Here is a 26097-nt window from a genome sequence, read left to right as displayed (position 1 = left end):
GTTATAATTAAAGAAGAAAGGAGCAATCAATGCATTTTAATATTTCTAATCTGTTTACTTGGAATAATTTCTCCATTGCTTTAGATATTTTAATCATTTGGTATTTAGTTTACCGTTTGATCATGATGATTCGTGGTACCAAAGCAGTACAACTGGCAAAAGGGATCGTCTTTATCTTTATTGTTAGAATTATTGCCGGCTTATTGCAACTGCATGCGGTAACTTATATTGTGGACCAAATTGTTTCTTGGGCAGTAATCGGAATTATCGTTATTTTCCAGCCGGAAATTCGTCGTGGACTAGAGCGGCTAGGACGCACGCCGATTTTTAATGGCCGAGGTGAGAGTGCTCATACACAGTCGGTTAAGATGGTGCAGGAGCTCGATAAAGCGATTCAATACATGTCTAAAAGAAGAATTGGTGCCTTAATCACGATTCAACAAGATACGGGGCTAGATGATTATATTGAAACTGGAATCAAGCTGGATGCGGATATTTCTGGTGAATTGTTAATTAATATTTTTATCCCTAATACGCCGTTGCACGATGGTGCGGTAATTATCAATAATAATCGAATTGCTGTTGCGGCAGCATATTTACCACTGTCAGATAACAGCATGATTCCTAAGCGTTTAGGCACGCGTCACAGAGCTGCCGTTGGTATTTCTGAAGTTACCGATGCGGTAACGATCGTCGTCTCAGAGGAAACTGGTGGCGTAACTATTACTAGAAACGGGCGCTTTTTAGTAGATTTGTCTCGTGAAGAATATTTGAAGTATTTGAATGCTCAACTTGTTCCTAAGGAAGAGAAGAAGGTTCCATGGATTCGTCGTGTGATTAATAAAGTCTGGAAATGGGGTGCAGATCGATGAAAGACTTTTGGGATAAACGCTGGGTAATCAGAATAATCTCATTGCTGTTTGCGATCTTATTAGTGGTTTACATTGACTCTACTCAAACAGGTTTTGTTACACAGGGTGAATCTAAGAAGACACGGCAAACTGCTAATGAAACGCAGACAATTAGTGTTCCTCTGCAAGTTTCGGTTAATACAGATAAATACTATGTTGTTGGTTATCCTGAAAAGGTTAAGATAACTTTGGAGGGTTCGAATGCGTTAGTTACTTCGACTGTTAATACTCAAAGCTTCCGTGCTTATATTGATCTAACTCATAAGAAAATAGGTAAGCAAACCGTAAAGGTAGAAGTTACGGGACTAAATAGTCAATTATCTTACACGATTAACCCGGCAACAGTTAATGTTGATATTGAACGGCGAAAATCTCGTACCATGCCCGTTCAAATAGAGTATAATAAAAATGCTGTTGCTAATGGATATAATATTGGTACGGCTAGTGTTGATCCGCAGCAAGTTGAGGTTACTGGTGCTAGAAGCGAAGTAAATCAGATTGATCAGATCGTTGCCAAGTTGCCTTTACCTAATGGCATTAATCATGATTATGAGCGTCAAGTTATTTTGATAGCTGAAGATAAAAAAGGGCGTCAATTAAATGCAGTGATTAATCCATCTACAGTAAAAGCTAGTTTGCCAATATCGCTTTTCAAAAAGAAAGTTAAGCTAAATTTAAAGCCTAAAAATGAAAAAAATAATAAAGTCTATTCGGTTACTGCCAAGAATGATGAGGTAACACTGTATGGACAAAAGGAAACATTAGCAAAGATTAAGCAGTTGGATGTTGATGTAGATCTGAAAGGGATCTCATATTCAACTGTAAAGAATTACCCTTTAGTTTTACCTAAGGGAGTTGCTCGCGTTGATCCTGAAAATGTACAGATATCAATTAAAGTAAAGAATGCAAATAATTAATTTGAGAAAGGTTGTTTATTAAATGTTAAAATATTTCGGAACTGATGGTGTTCGTGGCGTAGCTAATCAAGGCTTAACTCCAGAAATGGCTTTTAAATTAGGTCGTGATGGTGGTTATGTTTTAACTAAGAACAAAAAAGACGGCGAACAAGCTAAGGTCTTAGTATCTCGTGATACTCGTATTTCAGGCCAAATGCTTGAATATGCCTTGATTTCAGGCCTTCTTTCAGTTGGGATTGAAGTGCTTGAGGTTGGCGTAATTACTACTCCAGGTCTTTCATACTTAGTACGAGCACAAGGCGCCGATGCAGGGGTGCAAATTTCAGCTTCACACAACCCTGTAGAAGATAATGGGATTAAGTTCTTTGGTAGCGATGGTTTGAAGCTTTCAGATGAAATGGAAGGCGAAATTGAAAAATTAATTGACGCTAAGGAAGATAAATTACCTCGTCCATCTGCTAAGGGATTAGGTACTGTAACTGACTTCCACGAAGGTTCAGCTAAATACTTGCAATTTATTGAAAATACTATTCCAGAAGACTTGGGTGGAATTAAGGTAGTTATTGATGGAGCTAACGGTGCTTCAAGCGCATTGATCTCAAGACTGTTTGCTGATTGTGGCGTTGACTTTACTACTATTGCAACTCACCCAGATGGTTTGAACATTAACGATCATGTTGGTGCAACGCATACTGAAAAGTTACAAGAAGAAGTTGTTAAGCAAGGTGCTCAACTTGGTTTAGCCTTTGATGGGGATGCTGACCGTTGCATTGCTGTTGATGAAAATGGTAATGAAGTTGATGGTGACCACATCATGTACGTACTCGGCTCATACTTGGCAGAACATGGTCGTTTGAAGAAAGATACCATTGTTACTACTGTAATGAGTAATCTTGGTTTTACTAAGGCTCTTGAAAAAGAAGGCTTGAAGAATGTTCGTACCCAAGTTGGTGACCGTTACGTTTCTGAAGAAATGCGTGCTCACGGCTACAATCTAGGTGGCGAACAATCAGGTCACGTTATTATGAGTGATTATCATAATACTGGTGATGGTATGTTAACCGGTTTGCATTTAATGCTCGTAATGAAGAAGACTGGTAAGTCATTAAGTGAACTTTTGAAAGACTTTAAAGATTACCCACAATGCCTAGTTAATGTTCCGGTTGCTGACAAGAAGAGCTGGAAAGAACACCAACCAATTCTTGATGAAATTGCTGCAGTGGAAAAGGATATGGCTGGAAATGGTCGTGTACTTGTTCGTCCATCAGGTACTCAAGACTTGCTTAGAGTAATGGCTGAAGGACCAACTCAAGAAGAAACTGATGCCTATGTAGACCGTATCGTTAAAGTGGTCGAAAAGGAAATGGGTAAGTAAAATCCTAATTGAATAATCGATAAGTAAAAAGTCGTGAGTTAAATCACGGCTTTTTGTATAATTAATGCTAGATGTAATTTTTAAGATCCGAGGGGTTAAAATGGCTATTAAATTGATCGCGGTTGATTTAGATGGAACTTTATTATCAAGCAATAATACTATTTTGCCAGAAACGCAAAGAATGTTGCGTGTCGCAGTACAAAATGGGATTAAGGTTGTTTTAGCTACTGGACGACCATTATCAGGAGTATTGAACTTTGCTAAGCAATTAGGAATTGAAGGTGATGATCAATACGCAATCGTCTTTAATGGTGCAGTAATTCAAACAATTTCTGGTCGTGTTTTAATGAGTCAGGAATTGAATTATCAAGACTTCAATAATATGTTGCGTTTTCAGCGTTTAAGTCATGTAAATGTACATTTTGAGACGACTAAGTATTTCATTACAACTGATCGGGATTTATCTGTGCAAATGCAAATTAATGCGGCTTTGACCGATAATATTATGAAAGTTAGAGACCGAAAAGAAATTCCAAAAGATTTTACTTTTAACAAAGTCGGTTTTACTTCAACTGAAGGAGCTGACCAGGTAGAAAAACTGTGGAATAGTTTCCCCGACTGGGCTTTTCAGACTTATGACATTGTTCGCAGTTTTGACAGTATTATTGAATTAAATGCCTTGGGAGCTTCAAAAGGTAATGCTTTAATGGATTTGGCTTCACGGCTAAAAATTGCCCAAAAAGACGTGATGATTTTTGGTGATCAAGGCAATGATCTTTCGATGTTTTCTAATCCCAACTTCATGAAAGTAGCGATGGGTAACGCCATTAGTGAGATCAAAGATAAGGCTGATTATGTTACTGATGATAATGATCACAACGGGATTGCAAAGGCTTTGAAAAAATTTGTTCTTTAGTAAAAAATTTGGATTTAGAAGTGATGTTTTATGGCAGAAACTAAAGACGATCGTAATTCCATTACCCAATCAGAATGGGAAGTTATGCGTATTATTTGGACCTTAGGAGAAGTTCGTACTGGCCAAGTAATCAAAGAACTACAAGATAAAAAGGATTGGTCCGATTCCACAATTAAAACGCTAATGCGGCGTTTAGTGCAAAAGGGCTTGCTAAAGACGCGTAAAGAAGGCCGGTGTTTTGTTTATAAGCCGACTATTAGTCAGCGCAAAATGATGTCTGAAGTTACTTTACATATGATGCAAAACATGTGTGATATGCACAAGGGTGAGGTATTAATTCAGTTGCTAAAAGAAGCACCGCTTTCTAAGGGCGATATTAAGACGATGCAGCAAGAACTTAAATTGAAAGAAAAGGATGCTCCTGACATGGTGCCTTGCAATTGTTTGCCATCTGAAAAAAGTAGATGTTAGGGGAAGATTTTTAAATGAAGAACATCGTCAAAATAATACTACGTTTGATAATGGTCGGCCTAGCCGCAGTATCTTTTTGGTTATTAATGAATAGCAATGTGAGTTTAAAAATAAACGATACACAGGCGATGGGCAAAGAAGTAATCAATCGAGTAGTGGATGACTCAGATAATCCTAATTTGAAGGCAGGGGTTGAGTTACTCGAAGCATCTGGTTTGGAAAAGACATTGTTAGAACAATTGCCGCCGAAATATCAAGTTAACTTATCATATGCTGATCTATATAGATTGTGTGAAAAATATAATGATCAGGGAAAATTGACCACTAAAGATTTAGGCTTAACTAGTAAAAGTAAGTTGGAAGAAATTATCAATGAATATTTAGTCAAGCAAATTAATCATAAATTGAAGGAAGATTCAGAAGATGTGAACCATATTATTACAATTTATGAGTATTCAATTTTTGCAGTGGCTTTGTTATTTTTGTTAGCCGCAATTTTGATTTTATTTGGTCGCTCTTCGGCGTCAATTCCACTAGCACTAACTACTATTGCTTCATTTGTGGCATTGTGGCTTGCCTCAAATGAGGCGATGACCGCATTGCAAAGTCGAGTTTATAGTGGCATTCTTGTAACTTTGTCGCAGGAGATTTGGGTTGGCTTAACAGTTGGAATTATTACGGCGATTATTTGGCCGGTTATAAATAGACTAACTAAGAGGAAGAAAAAGTAATGAAAAAAATTCTGTTTGTTTGTCATGGCAATATTTGCCGCTCACCAATGGCAGAGGCCGTGATGCAATATTTGTTAAAAGAAAATAACCTAGCAGATCAATATACTGCTGAATCTAAAGCAACTACGCAGGATGCTTTAGGTCATGGGATTGATGCTCGTGCACAACGGGAATTAGTTGCAAAACATATTCCATATGATCGTGGTCATCGTGCTAGTCAAATGACTCGCTCAGACTATGATAATTATGAATATTTAATCTGCATGGATGAAGAAAATTTCGCAGATATGAATCGCATTACTGGTGGAGACCCAGAGCATAAAGAACATAAAATTTTAGAGTTTGCTGGCTCTTATGCTGATGTCGATGATCCTTGGTATACAAATGATTTTGAAACAGCGTATAATGAAATTTATCGTGGCTGTGAAGGCTTAATTAAGAAATTAACGAAATAAAATAAGATGGGCATCGAGCTCATCTTATTTTTGTACAATTAAACGGACAACATTTTCAGTTGTGCGGGTTACGTTTGTTGGTCCATCTTTTAGGGCTTGCTCAATATCTTCTGCTTTAGCAAGAATCCCGAAAATAGCGGTAAAACCCTCATTGTAGAGTTGATCAATACCTTGACCTAAATAGCCTGCTAAAGAAATAACTGGTACGTGATATTTCTGGGCTATTTTGGCAACTCCGAAAGGGGTTTTACCGAATTTAGTTTGAAAATCAGTTCCGCCTTCGCCGGTAAAAACATAGTCAGCTTTTTTGATCTTGGCTTCAAGCTTAGTTTCTTGGGCAATTAATTGCACGCCTGGATGAATACTGGCGTTAGTAAAGGCGATCAGGCCAGCGCCTAGGCCGCCAGCGGCACCACTACCAGAAATTTGGGCGACGTTTTTATCAATAGTCTGTTCAATTACTTGTGCATAGTGAGATAAATTTTGATCTAGAATTTTAACAGTTGTATCATCTGCGCCTTTTTGTGGGCCGAAGACGCTACTTGCACCATTAGGTCCAGTTAGAGGATTGGTTACGTCACTGGCTAATAAAAATTTGGTATCTTTAATACGAGGATTAATTGAAGAAAGATCAATATTAGCAATTTGATCTAAAGCACCGCCTGCTAACTTTTGGGTGATTTCATGATGATTTTGATCAAAAAATTTAACACCAAGTGCTTGTGCCATACCAGCACCGCCATCATTAGTACTGCTGCCACCAAGGCCGATAATAATCTTTTTGACGTTGTGCTTCAAAGCTGCGTTAATTAATTCGCCGGTTCCATAAGTTGTAGTCTTTAAAATTGTTTCGGGAGTTCGTTTACTTTTTGCAACATAGGAGAGACCACTAGCTTGTGCCATTTCGATGATTGCAGTTTGTCCATCACCTGAGATGCCATAATAAGCTGATACTTTTTGATTAAGCGGACCGGTAACATTTATTTGGTATTTTCGACCGTTTGTAGCATCAACGAGTGAATCAGTTGTACCTTCGCCCCCATCGGCCATTGGTACCGCAATTATTTGTGCATTGGGAATAACTTTTTGAATACCATTTTTCATTGCAATGCAGACTTCTTTTGCTGTCATGCTTTCTTTAAATGAATCAGGTGCAAGAACGAATTTCATTTTAATTACCTCGCTTTTTAGTTCATTGTAAAATATTTTGCATTTTTTCACAAAATTATATTGACACCGCTTACAATGTTGGCTATTATAATAACTGTAAGTGAGCGGATTACTGATACGATCAGGTCTTAGCTATTACAAATAATGTTGCGTTGGTATATCATTATTTGTGATAGCTTTTTCTTTTTTGCTAAGGTGGTGAATTATTATGAAATTTCTTAAAACATTTAATAATAGTGCTGCCTTAATTGAAAATAACCAAGGTCAAGAAGAAATAGTCCTAGGCAAGGGCGTAGGATTTGGTCTAAAAAAAGGTGATCCTGTTGATGAAAGCAAAATTGAACGTCGCTTCGTTACTAAAGACGAAGTGGATCAAGTTAAGGGCTTTGACCCTAAAACAATTGAAGTAACTAATAAGGTACTTCAGCTGGTCGAATCTCTGCTTCAGATTAAGTTCAATGACTTTCAGTATCTTGCTTTAGCAGATCACATTGATTTTGCAGTTACGCGAATTAAAGATCATATTGATATAGCTCCCGCTAACAATAGTTGGGAAGTTCAAAATCTTTTTCCAAAAGAATTTGCGGCAGCTAAAAAAGTGGTCAATCTAATTAATCAGGAGATGCAGATTAAATTGCCGCAGAGTGAGTCGGTTTTGATGACCTATCACCTGGTTAATGCTAAGAGTGATGTTTCTCAAGTACAAGAAACAATTCAGATTACAAATTTGATTCGTGGGATAATCGATATTATTCAATTGCAATATTCAATGCAACTTGATACGAGCTCCTTTAACTATAGTAGGTTTGTTTCGCATTTGCGCATTTTGTTAGTTAGATTTTTACGAAATAAGCAAAAGGAGGAGGCTTCACTTGATCCTGCAATGCTAGGTTTTATGAAAATCAAATATAGCAAAGCGTATGAGACAGCGGAGCGGATCACCACTTACTTACATGCAAAAATGGGATGGGATTTAGATTCAGATGATGAATTTTATCTTGTTTTACATATTTGGCGCGTAACTAGTCGTCAAGATAATTAAATATCTAAGTTACTTAGGTATGTTACTAAAAAATTAGGCATGAACCCGAGTTACTGAAAGACGTTGAACATTTATGTTCTTTAGTTTTTGAGTAGCTTGGGTTTTTATTTTAAGGAGGAAAGGCAAATGGCTAAGAACTATGATGAATTAGCCAAGACCATCATTCAAAATGTTGGTGGCAAAGATAATGTGACCAGTGTTGTTCACTGTGCAACTCGTTTGCGTTTTAAATTAAAGGATGAAAAAAAGGCTACCGATGATGTTTTAAAAGATACGGATGGTGTTGTAACCGTTGTTAAAGCTGGTGGTCAGTATCAAGTGGTCATTGGTAATGAAGTTGCTGATGTTTATGATGCTGTTGTCAAAGAAGGCGGCTTTAATGGCGGTGGACAAGTTCCTGATGATGACGTTGAAGATAATTCTAGCTTTGTGGATAAAGCCGTTGCTTTGATTTCAGGCATTTTTACAGATATTCTAGCTCCACTTAGTGCTGGCGGTATTATTAAAGGTCTAGTAGTTTTAGCAGGTGCAATGGGATGGCTATCTACTAAATCAGGTACTTACCAAATTCTATATGCAATTGGTGATAGTATTTTCTACTTCTTACCAGTATTCTTAGGGGTAACTGCAGCACGTAGATTTCACATGAATCAATTTATCGGATTAGCAATTGGTGCAACCTTAACTTATCCAACTATGGTTCAATTAGCTGCAAGTAAGACTGTTCTAGGTACATTGTTTAAAGGAACGGCTTTTGCCTCAGAGATTCACACGACTTTCTTTGGCATTCCGGTTATCACGATGAATTATACTTCTACAGTTTTACCAGTATTATTTACCGTTTGGTTTGCTTCAATTATTGAGCACTGGGCTAAAAAGTGGATTCCATCAGTTGTTCAAATGTTCTTGGTTCCAGTTGTCACTATGATTATTGCTTTACCAGTTGCATTTATAGTAATTGGTCCTGTAATGACTTGGGTTGGGGACGCAATTGGTGCAGTGATGTCAGGTGTTTACAACTTTAGTCCAATTATTGCTGGTTTATTAATGGGTGCTCTTTGGCAAGTACTTGTTATTTTCGGTGTTCACTGGGGAATCGTTGCCGTAACTACTGCAGATTTAGCCGCATTAGGTTATGACCCAATTCTAGGTTTATCCTGCATGGTTTGTTATGCGCAAATTGGTGTTGTTTTAGCTATTATCCGTCAAACTAAGGACAAAAAACTTAAAGAAACTGCTACTGGTGCATTTTTCTCAGGACTGTTCGGTGTTACTGAACCAGCAATTTATGGTATTACATTACCAAGAAAAACGCCGTTTGTTTTAAGCTGTATTGCTGGTGCAGTCTCAGGTGCAATCATTGGTGCCTTTCATTCAGTATTGTACATTATGCCATCAATGGGATTCTTTGCAATTCCGGCCTACATTAATCCTAAGGGAGGATCAATGACAACAATTGTCGGCGTAATTATTGCCGGTATTGTAGCATTTATAGCTGGTTTTGCACTTCAAATGCTCTTTGGTAAAAAATCAGTTGATGCTGAATATAATAAAAAACAAGCACAAAAAGTTGCTGACGCCGCTAATGAAGCAGCTAATATTACTAAGAGTGCTCCTGTACAAGCAATTTTAAGTGAAGAAAAGGAAAATCCTTCAACCAAATTAGTTTCACCATTAGACGGTGAAGTAAAACCATTGTCAGAAATTAAAGATGAAGTATTCTCAAGCGGTGCAATGGGGGAAGGCGTTGCTATTGAACCAAGCGAAGGTGTGCTTCATGCCCCAGCTGATGGTAAGATTGCTTTAGTTTTCCCAACAGGACACGCTGTCGGACTTAACACTACAGATGGCGCAGAAGTGTTAATGCACATTGGAATGGATACCGTTAATCTGCAAGGTAAGGGCTTCAAGACTTTAGTAGAAAAAGGTCAAGAGGTTAAAGCAGGTGATCCATTGGTTAAATTTAATATTAAAGAAATTAAGGCTGCTGGCTATGAAGTGACTACTCCAGTTGTTGTTACGAATTCTAAGAAATATGAATCTGTACAGCAAGTAGCTCAAGGTGAAGTTAAAGTTGGTCAAGAAATTTTGTCTTTGCAAGGCAGTAACGCAGAAGTTAAAACAACTGGTCAAGTTCAAACCAATTAGTCTATAATTAATGTAAATGCTTTCAAAAAAGGAGAATCATAATGTCATTTCCAAAGAACTTTTTATGGGGCGGAGCAACTGCCGCTAACCAAATCGAAGGTGCATATGATGAAGATGGTAAAGGCCTATCAGTAACAGATATTACTACTGCAGGTAGCTTAGATGCACCTAGAATGTTGACTTACAAGTTAAATGGTAAGTTAGAAAAAACACCAGGAGTTCCAGGTGCGGGACTTCCTGAAGGGGCAGTTGGTGCAATTGATCCTAATGAATATTATCCTAACCATGTAGCGATTGATTTTTATCACCATTACAAAGATGATATTAAGATGTTTGCGGACATGGGTTTCAAAACCTTCCGTTTATCAATTGCTTGGACTCGGATCTTCCCTAAGGGTGATGAGGAAAAGCCAAATCAAGCTGGACTTGACTTTTATCGCAGAGTATTTGAAGAATGTAAAAAATATGATATTGAACCTTTAGTTACTATTTCTCACTATGAAGATCCACTTTACCTCAGTGAAAAATATCATGACTGGCAAGATCGTAAAATGATCGATATGTATGTGAAATATGCTAAGACTTTGTTTGAAGAATACAAGGGATTAGTTAAGTACTGGCTTACTTTTAACGAAATCAATTCAACCCTGTTGATGCTTAGTGCTTTTGGCAATAATGTGACTGATGATAAGGCATACCAACATGCATATCAGAAATTGCACTATCAATTCGTAGCTAGTGCTCGGGCAGTTAAGTTGGCTCATGAAATTGATCCTGATTATGTGGTAGGGAATATGATTTGTGGGATCGTTGATTACCCATTAACCCCAGATCCAAAGGATATTTTGGCTAACCGCCATATGTGGGAACAAAATATTTTCTACTGTGGGGATGCACAATGCAAGGGTAAGTATCCAACATTTGCTAAGCGTCTTTGGAAAGAACACAATGTTCACTTAGACATTACTGAGCAAGATAAGAAGGATATGTTGGAAGGTAAAGTTGATATGTACACCTTTTCTTACTACATGAGCAACGTTATCACAACTCATGAAGTAAAAGATAAGGTTGGTGGTAACTTCGCCGCTGGTGCTAAGAATCCATACCTTAAGTATTCAGAATGGGGTTGGGCAACTGATCCAGATGGCTTGCAATACTACCTTGAAGTTATGTATGACCGTTACGAAATCCCAATGATGGTAGTTGAAAATGGTCTAGGTGCCGTTGATAAGATTAGTGATGATGGTAAGATTCATGACGATTACCGCATTGATTACCTTAGAATGCACATTAAGGCAATGAATCGTGCGATCGAAGATGGCGTTGATGTCCGTGCCTACACTACTTGGGGCTGTATTGATGAAGTATCAGCTGGTACCGGTCAAATGTCTAAGCGTTACGGTTTTATCTATGTTGATCGTGATGATGAAGGTAAAGGTACTTTAGATAGAATGCCAAAGGATTCTTACTACTGGTACAAGAAAGTTATTGCTTCAAATGGTGCAGATTTAGATTAAAGCTATACTAGTTAAAAAGATGATGAGACAGCAGATCTCATCATCTTTTTATTCTAAAATTAGAAGTTTTGTGTACAGGGCTGAACAATATTTTGATAAAAATGTCAATATACCATATAAAATTCAAAAGCGTATAATTAATTCTATCTGTTTTATATAGGAGTTGACATTTTGAATAGAAAACACATAAAGAGATTTTGGGTGACGATTGAAATTATCGTTGCTGTATTAGTTGCGTTCATTGGAGTAGGAGAAGCATATTTTTTCAATGTGGCCTTTGTGCCTGGTAAAAAAGCTGTTTTGAATAAATACTCGAGTAAAAATAAAAAAGATCCGTTAGCGGAGAAGAAGCGCTGGTATGAAGATGCTAAAAAACAGAGATGGTATATTAAGTCTAATACTGGTGATTATCGGCTAGATGCAAATTATATTCCGAAGAAAAATTCTGATAAGACGGTTGTTTTGTTGCACGGCTTTACCAATAACAAGGATACGATGGGACCGTATGCAGCAATGTTCCATCAAATGGGTTATAACGTGTTGATGCCAGACGCGCGTGCACATGGGCAAAGTCAGGGAAAATATATTGGCTATGGTTGGCCTGAAAAGTATGATGTGCGTAAATGGGTGAGAAAGTTGATTGCTGAGGAAGGCAAAAAGCAGAAGATTGTCATCTTCGGTGTCAGCATGGGTGGAGCCACGACGATGATGGCAAGTGGTATTAAGATGCCGAGCCAGGTTAAGGCTTATATTGAAGATTGTGGCTATACTAGTGTTAGGGATGAATTTTTGCATGAAGCTAAGGATATTTATCATTTGCCCGGTCCAGTTGGTCCATTTTTTGTGAATGGATTGAGTGTTATTGCTAAAGCAAATCTAGGCTTTTATTTAGGGGATGCTTCGGCGGTTAATTCTGTCGAGAAAAACAATAAGCCAATGTTGTTTATTCATGGTGGGAAAGATCCGTTTGTGCCGACGAAAATGGTTTATGCAAACTACAAGGCAGCTAAAGGACCAAAACAGTTGTGGATTGCTAAAAAGGCAAAACATGCTCGTTCTTTTGAGACATACCCTAGAGAATATCAACGTCGTGTAAGTGAATTTTTGAAAAAATATGTATAAGAAAAAGGAAGGTGCGTGCCTTCCTTTTTGAATAGAATAATTTATTATTTCGTAGCATTAGCTGGCTTTCTTCGGCCAACTAACCAAGTCAAAATCAAAGCAACAACTGCTTCGATAACAATCAAAGCAATTCTCATCGGTAATTTTGTGCTACCTAACCAAATATCTAAGATGATTGAACCGATAATCAAGATTCCCATCCAAATCCATTGAGCTTTATCAAAAGCAACACCGTATTCAACTTCACGACGTCTAATACCTGGTAAGATAGCACCCAAACCAATTAAGACAACTACGGCAACGATATTAATGATTAATTCATACCACCATAAGCCAGTTCCTTGCTTAACATCTTGTGGTGCAAAGCCCAAAATATTGGCGACAGCAGTTACGATTAAAAGTGCAAGACCAACTAGCCAGGCAATCTTATCATTCTTAATGTAAACATATTTTGATGGATACTTCTTGGCGTTTTTTCTAACCCGCATAAATGAGTAGAAGATCCAGCAGGTTACACCTGGTGAAATAATTGAGTTAAGGTTTAATAACCAATTGAAAATATCATTCATATCAGGTAAGAAAATACCTAAGATCATAATGAATGATGAAAGAGCAACGGTTAGGATATAACCGTTAACTGGTAAGCCGTTCTTGTCTTTTTTGCGCAAGAATTTAGGCATGTACTTGTCGCCAGTATCTGAAATCAACATTCTGGTCATTGCGTCAAGTAAGACGGCAACCAAAGCACAGTTGAAGAACAATGATGTCCAAGCCCAGAAGTAAAGCAAGAAGTGGCCCATGCCGAATTGTTTACCTAACATATCGAAGAGGTAGTAAGCACCATTCATCTTCAAGTCATTAGGAATATGGTTGGCATCGAAGTAAATACCTAGGGCAAATGAACCTAAGATAGTCAAGAAGGCAGTCATTACGGCTAAAGCAATCATGGCTTTAGGAAAATCAGTTTTAGGTTTTTTCATCTTGGTTACGTATGGTGCAACCAATTCACAACCATTCATGGCGTAAATCAACATACCAACTGTTGACCAGTAGTGTAAGTTGAAGTTAGGCACAATTGAATGGAAGCCAAAGTTTTTGGTTGCCATATGGCCACCAGATTTAACCAAGCCGAAGAAGGCTAAAATCACGAATAAGATAACCATGATAATCATCAATCCACCACCAATCGTGGAAAGAAATTCCATTGAGTTAGAAAAGTGGTGTTCGACGATGATGAAAACAATAAACACTACAAAAGTTAAAATAGCAAACAGTGAAGTTGGGATCTTATCTTGAAAGTCTTTAGTTCCAGTTACAGCCCAACCCAAGTCAACGATAATTTCATTGGCAGAGTCAACTGCATAAGGAATGGAAGCAGCCCAATAAGTCCAAGCCGTGAAGTAACCTAAGAATTCACCGTCAGTACCACGTACCCATGAAGAAAGTCCGCCGCCTTCTTTATCAAAAGTAGAACCTAGTTGCCCTACCATTAGTGAATAAGGTGTGACATAAAGTAAACACATGATAATCCAAGAGGTGATAACAGGCATCCCTTGGTTTTGAAAGTTGTACATGATATCGTCTAAACCGATAACTGTACATAAAGCCATTAGGGTCAAAACAGGCCAAGTGATGGTCTTCATTTTATTTGTTGAAGTTAAATCGTCCAATTAATTCTCATCCTTCTCTTTAAAAACTTTTACTCTCTTAAAAGAATAAGAAGGCTGGCGATTTGTTTTTACATTTTTCGTTCATTTTTTCTCCTCATTGTGAAAGTATCTAAATAGATTCTAACTATTATATGTGTTGATGACTAGTGTTAAACGCTTTCTATTTTTTTGATAAAAATGCTTCACTTATTAAATGTAAGTGGTATAATAATTACTGACGAAAAGTAAGAGACTAATAAAGCAAATTGAAAGGAAGAAAAACGTATGACTGGACAAGTAATGGCAATTGGAATTATTATTTTGGCGTTGGGATTGTTAACTAGAGATAAGAAGCCGTCGCCTCAAAGAATAGAAAGACGTAGATAGAGGTTTAATATGGCAAAAACATCACAAATTATTCGTAATAAGCAAAAAGCAAAATATTCAACTAGAGAGTACACCCGTTGTGAACGCTGCGGGCGACCACATTCAGTTTATCGGAAGTTTGGTTTATGCAGAGAATGCATGAGAGAATTGGCTCATCAAGGTCAACTTCCAGGTGTTAAGAAGGCTAGTTGGTAAACTTCACAATGAATAGGAGAAATTGATTATGCAAGTACTTGTAGCAGGTGCAACAGGTCGTGTTGGTAAGGCTGTCATTAAAAGATTAGTTGATGAAGGATACGATGTAATTGCTGCAGCTAGACGTGAAAATGCTGTAGAAGTCGTCGATCCAGAACATGTGACTGTTCAACATTTAGATTTTCATGATTCATTGGCAAAGATTGAGGATGAAATTGGTCACCCAGATGCAGTGATTTTTGTAGCAGGTTCTCGTGGAAAGGACTTATTGCAAACTGACTTAAATGGCGCAGTTAAGCTGATGAAGGCTGCTGAAGCTAATGGCGTTAAGCGTTACGTTCAACTAAGCTCCGCCTTTGCGCTTGACCAAGACAAGTGGGCAGAAATTCCTTCTCTTGCAAGCATTATTGATTATGATATTGCTAAGTACTTTTCCGATGAATGGTTAATTCATAATACTAATTTGGATTATACGATCATTCAACCAGGTAACTTAATGGAGAAGCCAGCAACGGGTAAGACATCATTTACTCCAGAAGGTGGAGAAAATTCGATTGATGATGTTGCTCAGGTATTGGTTGATAGCCTAAAGTATGATAATACGATTCATCAAGTAATTATTATGCATGATGGGGACACACCAATTGATGAAGCATTAAGCAAAGTTAAATAATTTATAAAACGGGTCAAGTTTAACCCGTTTTTTTGTTAAAGTAAGAAGTAAAAAAGAGAGAAGAAATAGCAATGGATAAATTTCATTTTACTAAACGAGAAAAAATCTTTTTACTGCTTGCTTTATTGGTGCTAGTTGCATTGTTCATTTCTAGTTCAATGACTTATCAACAGCAGGAAATTCATGACAATAAAATTAACCGTTATTTTGGCTGGTTAGAGAATATCGTTGCTGGCTGGGATTTTACTTACGGTGGTCGTATTCACAATGTGCAAGTTGATGGTCGAGCAGGGCTGGCCCAATTTGTTTTACGTAAAATGGCTCACTTTGGTTCTTATTTTTTACTAGGTGGTTTTGGCTATTTAGGATTAAGAAGAATTTTCAAAATCAAATGGGTAGCACCAGTTTTAACTTGGTTTATGGCAATTGCATTTGCTGCGTTTGATGAATATCATCAATTTTTAACAGGTGATAGAACACCGAGCGTGCACGATGTAATGCTTGATGGAGCAGGGGCTTTAACGGCAATTTTGCTGATAATGCTAGTATTGTTTATTAAACACAGATTTTTTGACCAGAAAAAACAAGTTTAAATGGTTGACACCATTGAATTTTAAAGTACTGTGAGTTAAGATAATAACGTTAATTAATATTAGAAAAAAGAAAGAAGGATCCTTATGTCAGGACATTCAAAATGGCACAATATTCAAGGCCGCAAGAATGCGCAAGACGCAAAGAGAGGTAAAATTTTCCAAAAGTTATCTCGTGAAATTTATATGGCTGCAAAGAGTGGTGGTCCTGATCCTGATGGGAATCCTACATTACGTATGGTAATTGATAAGGCACGTTCAAACAACATGCCTAAGGATAACATCAAGCGTGCCATCAAGAAGGCCGAAGGTGGTTCAGAAGAACACTACGACGAAATTACTTACGAAGGTTACGCTCCAGGTGGTGTTGCAGTCTTTGTTGAAGCTTTGACTGATAACAAGAACCGTACAGCTTCAGACGTTCGTGTTGCTTTCACTCGTAACGGTGGTTCACTTGGTGCTACTGGTTCAGTTGCTTACATGTTTGACCGTAAAGGCTACATTGTAATTGATCGTTCAACTACTGATGCTGATGAAGATCAAGTATTACTTGATGTTATGGATGCTGGTGGTGACGATCTTCAAACTAGTGATGATGCATACGAAATCTACACTGATCCAAAGCAATTTGCAGGTGTACGTGACGCCTTAATTAAGGATGGTTACAAACTAGCAGATGCTGAATTAACTATGATTCCACAAAACACCACTCCAGTTCCAGCAGATAAGAAGGAACAATTTGAACATTTAGTTGATGCTCTTGAAGATAGTGACGATGTTCAAAATGTTTATACTGCAGCGGCTGATGAAGATTAATTAGTTAATGATGAAATAGCTTAGCCAATGGCTAAGCTATTTTTTTGTGTACTTTTTTAATTACTTTTTAATCTTGAAATGCTGTTAGATCAACGTTTTTTAGAGTTGAGAAAATTTTTTGTGTTTTTTTCAATTTCTCACAAAAAAATCGACTTTTTTTGCGTAATAAATAATGTGAGGCAAAAAAGGAGGATTTTTATGAAGATCAAAGAAATTGTCAGTGAATTATTGATTGAGGCAATTAAAGTTAAAGCAAGTGATATTTTCTTTTTCCCGAAAAAAGAAAACTTGATGGTTAAATTTCGGACCGGTAAGGGTCTAATTGAATATGCAGGTTTTACTTTGGAGACGGGAAAGGAAATTATCAATTTTTTTAAGTACAGTGCTCAGATGGATATTGCAGAACATCGTCGCCCGCAGGTTGGCGCAATGACATATGAGAATGAAGGACATGAATATTTCTTGCGTTTATCTAGCTTAGGAGATTTTTCCGATCAAGAGTCACTGGTTATTCGAGTCATCTATGGGATTGACCATAGTCAATATTTTATTCCAGAGCAGCTTGGAACAATTGAAAAGCTGGCTAAGAGTCGCGGATTGATTATTACTAGTGGTCCAACTGGCTCGGGCAAGACAACGACAATGTATGAAATTGCTAAGAAAATGAGCCAAAACAAAGTAGTGATGACAATCGAGGATCCTGTTGAAATTCATGAGTCTTCTTTTTTGCAAGCACAAGTCAATAACGAAGCGGGAATTGATTACCAAAACCTGTTAAAGGCGGCATTACGGCATCGTCCAGATATTTTAATTATTGGAGAAATTCGTGATCAAGGAACAGCACGTTTAGCAGTTGATGCAGCTTTAAGTGGACACCTGGTTTTTGCGACAGTTCATGCTAAAAGTACTTTGCAAACTATTTCTCGACTAGAGGGATTAGGTATTAGGTTTGACGAACTGACAAATTGTCTAACTGCAGTGTCGTATCAGCGATTATTAGTCAGTCAAGGAAAATTAAAGTGCTTGATGGATATTGCGGCAGATTCTTTGCTAAAAAAAGAGCTAGGCAAATCGGTTCGTGGTGAATTCGTTAATTGGCAGGAAAATCTAGAGCGTTTGTGGAAAGGAGGAGAAATTAATCATGAAGTATATTGGCAATTCCAAAAAGGATAAGTTAAATGGCGAAGAACAATTGGCCTTTTTGGATTATTTAAAACATAGTTTAGATAATGGTTTTTCTTTGCTCAATTCAATTGAATTAATGCCGGCATTGTGGCCAAAAAGGCGTCAGTTGATGGAAAGAATGGCTAGTCGCATGAAAGAAGGAGCAAGTTTTAGTACTGAACTGCTTAAACTAGGCTTTTCTAAAACGACAGTAACTCAGGTTAATTTGGCTTTACAGCAAGGAAACCTAGTTGAATGTTTGCAGCATTTAGCAACGTTGAATCGACTAAAACAGGAGCAGATGAAAAAACTGCGGGCTGAATTATCTTATCCGTTGGTTTTAGCGATAATGATGGTGATTTTACTGGTCTTTATGCAATCGTTTATTTCGACACAATTCAGCGATAGCAGTGATCATTCAGGAGATATGGTCATGATTGGTCTGATCATTATTGTATTGCTGGGCTTATATTTTTTTGCTAAGATCGTTACTTTGCTCAATAAACAGGATTATTCATCAATGAAAAAACTGAGTAAATATCCGTTAATTGGGCAGGTAGTTATGCTGTATATTCATTATTTGTTGGTTTATGACATTGGACTGCTGCTAGCTAGTGGCTTTTCATTGCAGCGAATGTGCGAATATGCGGCAGATCAAGAGAAAGGTTCATTGCAGCAAGCACTGGGACAAAAGATAGGGCACGATTTAGCTGAAGGAAAAAATTTAGAAGAAATTATTAATGCAGAGGATTTTTTGCCTAATAGTTTATTAGTTTTATTGCAGACTGGCTCTGAGCGAAAGAGCTTGAGTAAGCGCTGTTTGTTATTAGGACGTAGCCTATTTTTGGATTTAACTGAAAAAATTGAGAAATTAGTCGTCAATGTTCAACCAGCTTGTTTTATTTTAATTGGCTTATGCATTATTGGAATGTATTTGAAGCTGTTATTACCAATGTATTCAATGATGCAAGGACTATAGAAAAAGTGACGTTAAAGATAAAAGTAAAAAAATAGAGTGAAGAAGAGGATTAAGTTAAAAATGAAAGAGAAGATGAAGAAGTATTTAGCAAACATTATGGCTAAGCGCCGCAAGCAAGAGGGTTTTACTTTGATTGAAATGGTTGTGGTAATTGCCATTATCGTGATTTTGATTTTGCTAATTGTGCCTAATTTGATTAATCAAAAGAAGAATGCTGAAACTAAAACTGCGGATGCATTTAGGACTACTGTGCAAACGCAAGTTGAATTATATAAGGATAAATATGGTGAACCTAAAGATTTTGAAGATCTAAAAAAGGACGATTACTTAACTGGTGATCAAATTACTAAAGCTAAAAAGAATTTCACGTTAGACAGTGGCGAAGTCGTTGAAAAGAAATAAATTAGCCGGCTTTTCCCTACTAGAAGTAATAATTACACTTGGTGTTTGCTGTGGCATTTTGTTGATTGGTAGTTTGCAGTTAAAAAGATATCAAGAAAAACTGATTTTTGATAATACTGTTAAAAGAGTTACGACGGCACTTGATCAAACTTCGAGGTACAGTACGATCAAGGAGGTTACTATTGGCGTATCATATCTAGCTAGATCCAATCAAATTTTATTCTCTGGCGGAAAATATCACAAAAGTATTCCAGTTGATCAAAATATCAAAATTACTGGCTTGGATCATTTTAAATTCAACCTGACTGGTTATTCTAAACCAGGTACGGTGACTTTTAGTGGCTACGGAATGGAAAAAAGCCTGAAATATCAAATGCTGTGGGGGAGAGTAGCGGAATGATAAAAGTTAAAGGATTTCTAGTAATTGAGAGCTTTATAGCAATTATAATTGCTGTGATTGCTGTTAGTTGCTTTTATATAACTGTAGCTGAAAATCAGAAAAATGGTCGTGAGATGGAATTAAAAACAGATCGTGCTTATGCTTACCATATACTGACTAAAACTGACCTGGAGCAAGTAACAGTTCACGATCGAATTTATCAAAAGGCAGGACGTAATCATGTTTGGGATGCAACGACTAAACAAACTTTTGCGGTCAAAGAGTAAAGGTTTTATGTTAGCTGAAGCAATGTTTTCGCTTTTTATTACTATGATGGTGCTGCTAATTTTACAAAATTTATTGTTGAGTGTTAAAAAAGCAAACTTGAATCAAAATCAGCATGTCAATGAAGTAGCCTATGCTTATGTACAGCTAGAAAATTTTATGCGGGCTGACAAAATTAAGGCAGTGTATCCAGTAACTAAATTAGCTATAAGTAATAGTGCTTCCTTTAAGTGCATCGATCAAAAAGGCGATGCAACTACTTACCGAATTGAATACTATAAAAAGAACGTACTTAAAGTATCTGGTGCAGGGAAAGGCTATATGCCGTTATTATTTAACGTTGAAAAGGCTGCTTTTAAAACCACTAAAGATAGCATCATTATTAGGGTAACAGAGAAAAATAAGGGTGCATCAGATTTAGTTTTTCAGCTTGATGAGGAACAGGAAAAGAAAAATGCTAAAACCAAAGAAAAAGACGCATAACGTAAAAGGCAGTGCCTTACTAAGTAGTGTATTAGTTTTAATGACCACGCTTTTGTTTATCAAAATGTATCAAGATATTTATCATGCTAGCATGGAGAACAATCGCCTAATTATCGAATGCTTAACGGATGATTGACTTTCCTTGCACCTCTTTATCCCTTTCTATAAAATAATTAAGGTATGGAGGGACCGCTATGGAAAATTTTGAAAAACTTTTTAATCAGTTTTTAGACTGTGTGCAAACTTTGCAAACGGCATTAAATGTTTCATTTACAGAAGCCTTAGTAGAGACTTTTGATAACTTAGAAAGTGGCAAGATTAAGGTTGAAAATGGTGCACCGGATGAAAAAACAGTGGCTGAATTAAGTCAAAAGTATCAAGCAATAGATTATGACGAAATTAGCCAAAAAGAAAAGGCTCAAGTCTTTACTTTTCTAACTTTAAAGGCAGTTAATGATGATGGCTTTGATGTTAACCAAATGCCTACTCCACCTGCAATTGCTACAGTAGTAGCAATGTTGATGCATAAATTATTAAAAGATCAAAAGATGGAAATCGTTGATCCTGCTGTGGGTACAGGGAATTTGTTGTTTTCAATTATTTCTCAACTTAAGGCACTCAATCATTCTAAGGATAATTATCAATTGGTAGGGATTGATAACGATGAAGATATGTTAAGTTTGACAGATGTGGCTGCGCATCTGAATAATATTGACATTGAGTTATATCATCAAGACGCTTTAATGCCTTGGATGTGTCCTAACGCTGATGCAATTGTAAGTGATTTACCTGTAGGCTATTATCCAGTTGATGAGAATGCCAAGAATTTTGAAAATCAGGCTAAGAAAGGTCATTCTTTTGCTCATTTGTTGTTAATCGAACAAATTATTAATAATTTAAAGCCTAATGGCTATGCCTTTTTGGTAGTTCCTAAGTCTATTTTGTCAGGCAAGATTGGCGCTGATTTTATGCCATGGTTAACTAAGAAAATTTACTTGAAGGCAATTGTAGAATTGCCAGATGATATGTTTAAGAACAAGTTTAATCAAAAATCGGTTTTAGTTTTCCAAAATCACGGTGATGAGGCTAAAGCAAGCGAAGTTTTACTTACCAAACTCGGTTCCTTGAAAAAAGAAGAGGCTTTAATTCAATTTAATGTTAAACTTAACGAGTGGTATGCAAAGATTAACCATTAATTGATAAAGCACTTATTTTTTTGAAAGAAGAGGAATTAATTTTTATGAAAAAAGTTTTGGCAATTAACTCTGGTAGTTCATCTTTTAAGTACAAATTATTCTCATTACCAGATGAAAAGGTTCTTGCCAAAGGAATGGCTGATCGTGTAGGTCTTGAAAATTCATCATTTGAGATTAAGTTAGCTGATGGTACTAAGCACGTTGAAAAAACTGAAATCCCAGATCAAGAAGCTGCAGTTAGCTTATTGATCAAGTTTTTAAAAGGATACCATGTTGTTGAAGAACTAACTGAAATTGTCGGTGTAGGACATCGTGTTGTTAATGGTGGAGAGTACTTTAAGGATTCTACTATTATTACTAAGGAAAATCTGCCTAAGATCTACGAATTGTCAGATTATGCTCCGCTTCACAATCCTGCTGAGGCTCGCGGAATTGAAGCTTTTATGAATGTTTTACCAAATGTGCCAGAAGTTGCGGTTTATGATACTACTTATCACCGTAATCTTGATCCAGTACATTATTTGTATTCACTTCCTTATGAATATTATGAAAAATATGGTGTACGTAAATATGGTGCTCATGGTACTTCAATTCGCTATACAGCACCGCGTGCTGCTAAATTACTAGGTAAAGATTTAAAAGACTTAAAGTTAGTCATCTGTCACTTGGGATCAGGCGCATCAATTACTGCAGTTAAGGATGGCAAGTCTTACGATACCTCAATGGGCTTTAGTCCAATTGCCGGAATTACAATGGCTACTAGAACCGGTGATATCGATCCTTCACTCGTGCAACATCTAATGAAGGTAGAGCATAAGTCGATGGATGAAATGATTTATATCATGAATAATAAGTCTGGTTTGTTGGGCTTGTCAGGAATTTCACCAGATATGCGCGATGTGCGTGAAAGTGATAGCGAACGGGCTAAGTTAGCAAGAAAAATTTTCATTAATCGTATTATTCGCTACGTTGGTGCTTATATTGCCGAAATGGGCGGCGTTGATGCAATTATCTTTACTGCTGGTATTGGTGAACATGATACTGGTGTGAGAAAAGCGGTTCTTGACGCTTTCGCATATATGGGTGTTGTTGTAGATAATGAAGCTAATGAAAGTGTTAGTGAAGGACTAATCACAAAAACAGATTCCAAAGTTGCAGGAATGGTTATCCCAACTAATGAAGAATTGATGATTGAACGTGATGTGGTACGTTTGACTAATATTGATTAAGCATTTTTATCGCATGTAATGTGTGTCTATGCTATAATGAATAAGTATCTCAAGGGGATGTTTTGGGATTCGACAGGCGTAGACCCGCATTGACTGCGGTTCGTAGGTTACGACTACGTAAAAACGTTACAGTTAAATATAACTGCAAATAACAAAAATTCTTACGCATTAGCTGCTTAATTTAAGCGCATGTGTTGCTCCTTGTCGGTTTACTCGTGGCTGACACCGAGTATCAACTTTAGCGAGTTACGTTTAACTACCTCACCTGAATAGTTAAAAAGAGTCTTAACAGGTTAGCTAGCCCATCCTAGCCCTGTTATATGGCGTTTTGAGCTAGTGAAGTTCAAGTAATATAACTATGATCGTAGAGGTCAGTGACGAGATGCGTTTGGACAGGGGTTCAATTCCCCTCATCTCCATAGATAAACCGTTCTAGATGCTATTCTAGAGCGGTTTTTGTTTTGCAAAGGTATCCCAAAGGTATCTATTTAATTAAATTTGATCTAAAATATTTACTATTTGTTGATCAGATTGTTGTTTTAATTCGTCTAGCATGTAAGCGTAGGTGTTAGCTGTAATACTCATATTTGAGTGACCTAGTCGTTTACTTATTGAATATAAGTCAACTCCCTTAAATAGTAACATTGCTACATGAGTATGTCTTAAACTGTGAAAATGAAAACCATCTTTTTTAATCTTATTTTTTACCAGTTGTTTTCTAAGAACTTTGTTTACGGCATTTGATGAAGGTATAGTTCCATCCTTTCCAATGAATAGTCGTTCATGATGATTAACCTTTAGTTGATCTAAAATATTCAATAAATTTTGGTCTACCTTGATGATCCTAGTAGATGACCTATTTTTAGTTTCTTTATTTATTTCATCAGAATCATAGTTGATTATTTTATTATTATCATAGTCCCACGATTTAGAGATATTAATAGTGTGATTCTTAAAGTCAATGTCATGCCATGTTAGCACCATAATTTCACCTGGACGCATTCCTGTATAAATTATTGTTAGTAACATGTAGCGGCTTATGTAGGAGGGAGTAATATCTTTCAAAAGTGATTTTTTAAGTTTTTGGACTTCTTTAAAGCTTAAATATTCAATCTTTCTTGAACGTTCTTCATTCCATGTAAGATTTATTCGCTCAGTAAAATTAATTTTAACTAATCCTTCACTCATTGCGTCTTTTACACAAGTCCGTATTGTTCCATTAGTCTTATAGACTGTATCTTTAACATGCTTTTTTCCATACGAATTCATAAAATTCTGGTAAGAACGTCGAGTGATTTTTGAAATTCTGGTTTTACCAAAATTCTGTTGTAGTAGTACATAAATGTGCTTATATCTATTTTGAGTATTATTTGATTTACCTGGAATTTTATAGGTTTCGTACCAGTCTTTAAAATACTCAGCAAAAATAGGGTCTTGATTAGATATTTGATTATCGTCTTTTGCAACTTCCATTTCATTAGCCCATTTTCTAGCTGCTGATTTAGTTAAAAAGCCTTGTTTAGTTTTAAATTGACGTTTACCTTGAGGGTTATACCAAGATACTTGTGCGCGCCACTTAGTACCTCTTTTTTCAAAATGTGCCATATTCATTACCTCATACACTTACGTTACTTATATATTATTTAAGTGTTACGTATAAATTACTTATATGTGCTTTAATATGAATTCACCCACCTACTTGTTTGAGTAGGTGGGTGTTTTAAATAATTTGAAATTGTTATAAGCATATGTTCACTCTTCAAATTTATATTTATTTAGTTCTTCTTGCACTTGAAAGTAGTCTTGTGTGCCGATGCTTTTAGCAAAGTCTAACCAGTTAGTAGTTTGAAGATCATTGCCTAAGGCAATATATTGTTTGACTCTCTCACGTATTAAAAAAGAATTTGCTCCATGTTCACTGTAAGTATGAGCACAATCATTAGTTTGGTAATCTCCTTGAACATCTTTGTCATATATCATATGTCCTAGTTCATGCAAGATTACATTTTTAGCTTGTTCATCATCATAGCTTGAATTAATTATCATTACGTCAGGCTTGCTGTTTTTTCCATGTACAAGTAGTCCTGGGCAATGTAAGGGAGCAAACTCCAATCTTATGTTTGATTCTTTGAGCAATTTTTTTAGTTCAGTGTCCATAATGCACACCTTTTTCTATTTCTCATTATAAATTCTTTTTAAGATGCCTCGAACTAGGTCTTTATCATGATCATCAATAGGTTTACCATCAAAGAATCTAGCATTTTCAATCATTTTGCTTAAGTCCGAGTCATTTACAGAATCAGATGTTTTTCTTCCGAGTAATTCATCAGTGCTTACTTGAAAGTAGTCAGCTAATATGTTTAGTGTATCAGATCCAGGAATTGCTCTACCTGTTTCCCAAGACCCAATGGTTTGTTGAGAAACATGTAAAATTTTACCTAATTCTGCTTGATTTAAATTTTTTTGTTTTCTGAGTGTTTTGATGTTATTTGCTAATATTGCTCTATCATAATCTTTCATTTCCTAGACTCCTTAACTAATAATTTATATTTATATTACTACTAATACTAATAAAATTAGTTAAATACTAATAAAAATAGTCATAATTTGGCTATTGCCTTGATTTACTAATTAGATTAGTATAATATATAAATGTAGTTAAAGGGAGGTAGCAAATGTTAACTAAACTAAAAATTTTAAGAGTAAAAAAAGGTATGAGTCAATCGGATCTTGCACAAGCTTTAGGTACAACACAAGTGACAGTATCAGCATGGGAAACAGGCAGATCTACTCCAAGACCGCCTATGATGCAGAAAATTGCTGATTATTTTGGAGTTAGCAAAGACGATATTTTTTTTAGCGCTTTTAACTATTTAAAATAGTAAAATACTAAAT

The 26097-nt window shown here is 36.5% G+C and carries 30 protein-coding genes and 1 other RNA gene; 26 read left to right on the top strand and 5 right to left on the bottom strand.

Annotation, left to right across the window (positions count from 1 at the left end):
- Positions 1–29: 29 nt before the first annotated feature.
- The 7 genes from cdaA to J6L97_RS07620 all read left to right on the top strand — a co-directional run bounded on the left by cdaA (position 30) and on the right by J6L97_RS07620 (position 5776).
- Positions 30–872 (top strand): diadenylate cyclase CdaA, encoded by an 843-nt coding sequence (cdaA, locus tag J6L97_RS07650; RefSeq protein ID WP_005718712.1) that lies wholly within the window; start codon positions 30–32, stop codon positions 870–872.
- A complete protein-coding gene (locus tag J6L97_RS07645) occupies positions 869–1828 on the top strand; it encodes a CdaR family protein (RefSeq protein ID WP_005718713.1) in 960 nt (319 codons plus the stop codon). The genes cdaA and J6L97_RS07645 overlap by 4 nt, the downstream gene beginning before the upstream one ends.
- A gap of 22 nt (positions 1829–1850) precedes the next feature.
- Positions 1851–3203: a phosphoglucosamine mutase gene (gene glmM, locus J6L97_RS07640; protein WP_005718714.1), complete on the top strand. Its 1353-nt coding sequence runs from the start codon at positions 1851–1853 to the stop codon at positions 3201–3203.
- A gap of 100 nt (positions 3204–3303) precedes the next feature.
- Positions 3304–4119, top strand: a complete 816-nt coding sequence (locus tag J6L97_RS07635; RefSeq protein WP_005721484.1) for a Cof-type HAD-IIB family hydrolase — start codon at positions 3304–3306, stop codon at positions 4117–4119.
- A gap of 30 nt (positions 4120–4149) precedes the next feature.
- Positions 4150–4590, top strand: a complete 441-nt coding sequence (locus J6L97_RS07630; RefSeq protein WP_023488025.1) for a CopY/TcrY family copper transport repressor — start codon at positions 4150–4152, stop codon at positions 4588–4590.
- 14 nt (positions 4591–4604) lie between these two features.
- Complete coding sequence (locus J6L97_RS07625; RefSeq protein WP_054832690.1) at positions 4605–5321, top strand: hypothetical protein; 717 nt, start codon at positions 4605–4607, stop codon at positions 5319–5321.
- Positions 5321–5776, top strand: coding sequence for a low molecular weight protein-tyrosine-phosphatase (locus J6L97_RS07620; protein ID WP_005718721.1), 456 nt, complete (start codon positions 5321–5323; stop codon positions 5774–5776). The genes J6L97_RS07625 and J6L97_RS07620 overlap by 1 nt, the downstream gene beginning before the upstream one ends.
- Before the next feature lie 24 nt (positions 5777–5800).
- Here the strand turns inward: J6L97_RS07620 and J6L97_RS07615 are convergent, their stop codons facing one another.
- The gene (locus tag J6L97_RS07615; protein ID WP_057726468.1) at positions 5801–6946 is read right to left on the bottom strand and encodes a glycerate kinase family protein; all 1146 of its coding nucleotides are present in this window, start codon (positions 6944–6946) and stop codon (positions 5801–5803) included.
- Positions 6947–7154: 208 nt separating this feature from the next.
- Here J6L97_RS07615 and J6L97_RS07610 point away from each other — a divergent pair, with 208 nt between their 5' ends.
- The 4 genes from J6L97_RS07610 to J6L97_RS07595 all read left to right on the top strand — a co-directional run bounded on the left by J6L97_RS07610 (position 7155) and on the right by J6L97_RS07595 (position 12775).
- Positions 7155–7988 carry a PRD domain-containing protein gene (locus tag J6L97_RS07610; RefSeq protein ID WP_057726470.1) on the top strand — a complete coding sequence of 278 codons (834 nt, stop codon included), beginning with the start codon at positions 7155–7157 and terminating at the stop codon, positions 7986–7988.
- 126 nt (positions 7989–8114) lie between these two features.
- Positions 8115–10136: a beta-glucoside-specific PTS transporter subunit IIABC gene (locus tag J6L97_RS07605; RefSeq protein ID WP_057726472.1), complete on the top strand. Its 2022-nt coding sequence runs from the start codon at positions 8115–8117 to the stop codon at positions 10134–10136.
- Positions 10137–10177: 41 nt separating this feature from the next.
- Positions 10178–11653, top strand: a complete 1476-nt coding sequence (locus J6L97_RS07600) for a glycoside hydrolase family 1 protein (RefSeq protein WP_057726474.1) — start codon at positions 10178–10180, stop codon at positions 11651–11653.
- A gap of 171 nt (positions 11654–11824) precedes the next feature.
- Positions 11825–12775, top strand: a complete 951-nt coding sequence (locus J6L97_RS07595) for an alpha/beta hydrolase (protein WP_057726476.1) — start codon at positions 11825–11827, stop codon at positions 12773–12775.
- Positions 12776–12819: 44 nt separating this feature from the next.
- On the opposite strand, the gene J6L97_RS07590 is transcribed toward J6L97_RS07595, so the two are convergent.
- Entirely contained in the window at positions 12820–14445 is a 1626-nt protein-coding gene (locus J6L97_RS07590; protein WP_057726479.1) for an APC family permease, read from the bottom strand.
- Between the two features lie 375 nt (positions 14446–14820).
- On the opposite strand from J6L97_RS07590, the gene J6L97_RS07585 reads away from it, so the two are divergent.
- The 14 genes from J6L97_RS07585 (at position 14821) to ssrA (ending at position 23624) form a co-directional block, all read left to right on the top strand.
- A complete protein-coding gene (locus J6L97_RS07585; protein ID WP_005718732.1) occupies positions 14821–15006 on the top strand; it encodes a type Z 30S ribosomal protein S14 in 186 nt (61 codons plus the stop codon).
- Between the two features lie 28 nt (positions 15007–15034).
- Positions 15035–15679 (top strand): SDR family oxidoreductase, encoded by a 645-nt coding sequence (locus J6L97_RS07580; protein WP_023488033.1) that lies wholly within the window; start codon positions 15035–15037, stop codon positions 15677–15679.
- Positions 15680–15750: 71 nt separating this feature from the next.
- The gene (locus tag J6L97_RS07575; protein WP_005722771.1) at positions 15751–16272 is read left to right on the top strand and encodes a VanZ family protein; all 522 of its coding nucleotides are present in this window, start codon (positions 15751–15753) and stop codon (positions 16270–16272) included.
- Positions 16273–16356: 84 nt separating this feature from the next.
- Positions 16357–17085: a YebC/PmpR family DNA-binding transcriptional regulator gene (locus J6L97_RS07570; protein WP_005718738.1), complete on the top strand. Its 729-nt coding sequence runs from the start codon at positions 16357–16359 to the stop codon at positions 17083–17085.
- Between the two features lie 198 nt (positions 17086–17283).
- Positions 17284–18258 carry a competence type IV pilus ATPase ComGA gene (gene comGA / locus J6L97_RS07565; protein ID WP_057726481.1) on the top strand — a complete coding sequence of 325 codons (975 nt, stop codon included), beginning with the start codon at positions 17284–17286 and terminating at the stop codon, positions 18256–18258.
- Positions 18227–19228, top strand: coding sequence for a type II secretion system F family protein (locus tag J6L97_RS07560; RefSeq protein WP_057726482.1), 1002 nt, complete (start codon positions 18227–18229; stop codon positions 19226–19228). Before comGA ends, J6L97_RS07560 begins: the two co-directional genes overlap by 32 nt.
- 60 nt (positions 19229–19288) lie before the next feature.
- Positions 19289–19630 carry a competence type IV pilus major pilin ComGC gene (comGC, locus tag J6L97_RS07555; protein WP_005721477.1) on the top strand — a complete coding sequence of 114 codons (342 nt, stop codon included), beginning with the start codon at positions 19289–19291 and terminating at the stop codon, positions 19628–19630.
- Entirely contained in the window at positions 19605–20030 is a 426-nt protein-coding gene (locus J6L97_RS07550) for a hypothetical protein (RefSeq protein ID WP_035443089.1), read from the top strand. Before comGC ends, J6L97_RS07550 begins: the two co-directional genes overlap by 26 nt.
- Complete coding sequence (locus J6L97_RS07545) at positions 20027–20296, top strand: hypothetical protein (RefSeq protein WP_005728527.1); 270 nt, start codon at positions 20027–20029, stop codon at positions 20294–20296. The genes J6L97_RS07550 and J6L97_RS07545 overlap by 4 nt, the downstream gene beginning before the upstream one ends.
- Positions 20250–20777 carry a ComGF family competence protein gene (locus J6L97_RS07540; protein ID WP_005727833.1) on the top strand — a complete coding sequence of 176 codons (528 nt, stop codon included), beginning with the start codon at positions 20250–20252 and terminating at the stop codon, positions 20775–20777. Before J6L97_RS07545 ends, J6L97_RS07540 begins: the two co-directional genes overlap by 47 nt.
- On the top strand, positions 20749–20913 hold the full coding sequence (locus J6L97_RS07535) for a hypothetical protein (RefSeq protein WP_005718746.1): 165 nt from the start codon (positions 20749–20751) through the stop codon (positions 20911–20913). Before J6L97_RS07540 ends, J6L97_RS07535 begins: the two co-directional genes overlap by 29 nt.
- Positions 20914–20971: 58 nt before the next feature.
- Positions 20972–21973 (top strand): class I SAM-dependent methyltransferase, encoded by a 1002-nt coding sequence (locus J6L97_RS07530; RefSeq protein ID WP_057726484.1) that lies wholly within the window; start codon positions 20972–20974, stop codon positions 21971–21973.
- Positions 21974–22017: 44 nt separating this feature from the next.
- A complete protein-coding gene (locus tag J6L97_RS07525; protein ID WP_057726486.1) occupies positions 22018–23202 on the top strand; it encodes an acetate/propionate family kinase in 1185 nt (394 codons plus the stop codon).
- 53 nt (positions 23203–23255) lie between these two features.
- Positions 23256–23624, top strand: a transfer-messenger RNA (tmRNA) gene (gene ssrA, locus J6L97_RS07520).
- A 70-nt stretch (positions 23625–23694) separates the two neighbouring features.
- Here the strand turns inward: ssrA and J6L97_RS07515 are convergent.
- The 3 genes from J6L97_RS07515 to J6L97_RS07505 form a co-directional block, all read right to left on the bottom strand.
- Positions 23695–24807, bottom strand: a complete 1113-nt coding sequence (locus tag J6L97_RS07515; protein ID WP_057726488.1) for a site-specific integrase — start codon at positions 24805–24807, stop codon at positions 23695–23697.
- A 147-nt stretch (positions 24808–24954) separates the two neighbouring features.
- Positions 24955–25359 (bottom strand): ImmA/IrrE family metallo-endopeptidase, encoded by a 405-nt coding sequence (locus J6L97_RS07510; RefSeq protein WP_057726490.1) that lies wholly within the window; start codon positions 25357–25359, stop codon positions 24955–24957.
- A gap of 15 nt (positions 25360–25374) precedes the next feature.
- Positions 25375–25722, bottom strand: a complete 348-nt coding sequence (locus J6L97_RS07505) for a helix-turn-helix domain-containing protein (protein ID WP_057726492.1) — start codon at positions 25720–25722, stop codon at positions 25375–25377.
- A 155-nt stretch (positions 25723–25877) separates the two neighbouring features.
- Between J6L97_RS07505 and J6L97_RS07500 the strand changes: the two genes are divergently transcribed.
- Positions 25878–26084, top strand: coding sequence for a helix-turn-helix transcriptional regulator (locus J6L97_RS07500; RefSeq protein WP_057726494.1), 207 nt, complete (start codon positions 25878–25880; stop codon positions 26082–26084).
- Positions 26085–26097 lie beyond the last annotated feature (13 nt).

Source organism: Lactobacillus crispatus, from assembly GCF_018987235.1.
Lineage (GTDB): Bacteria > Bacillota > Bacilli > Lactobacillales > Lactobacillaceae > Lactobacillus > Lactobacillus crispatus.
The sequence above is the reverse complement of the archived record's forward strand: the minus strand, read 5'-3'. Positions and strand labels throughout refer to the sequence as shown.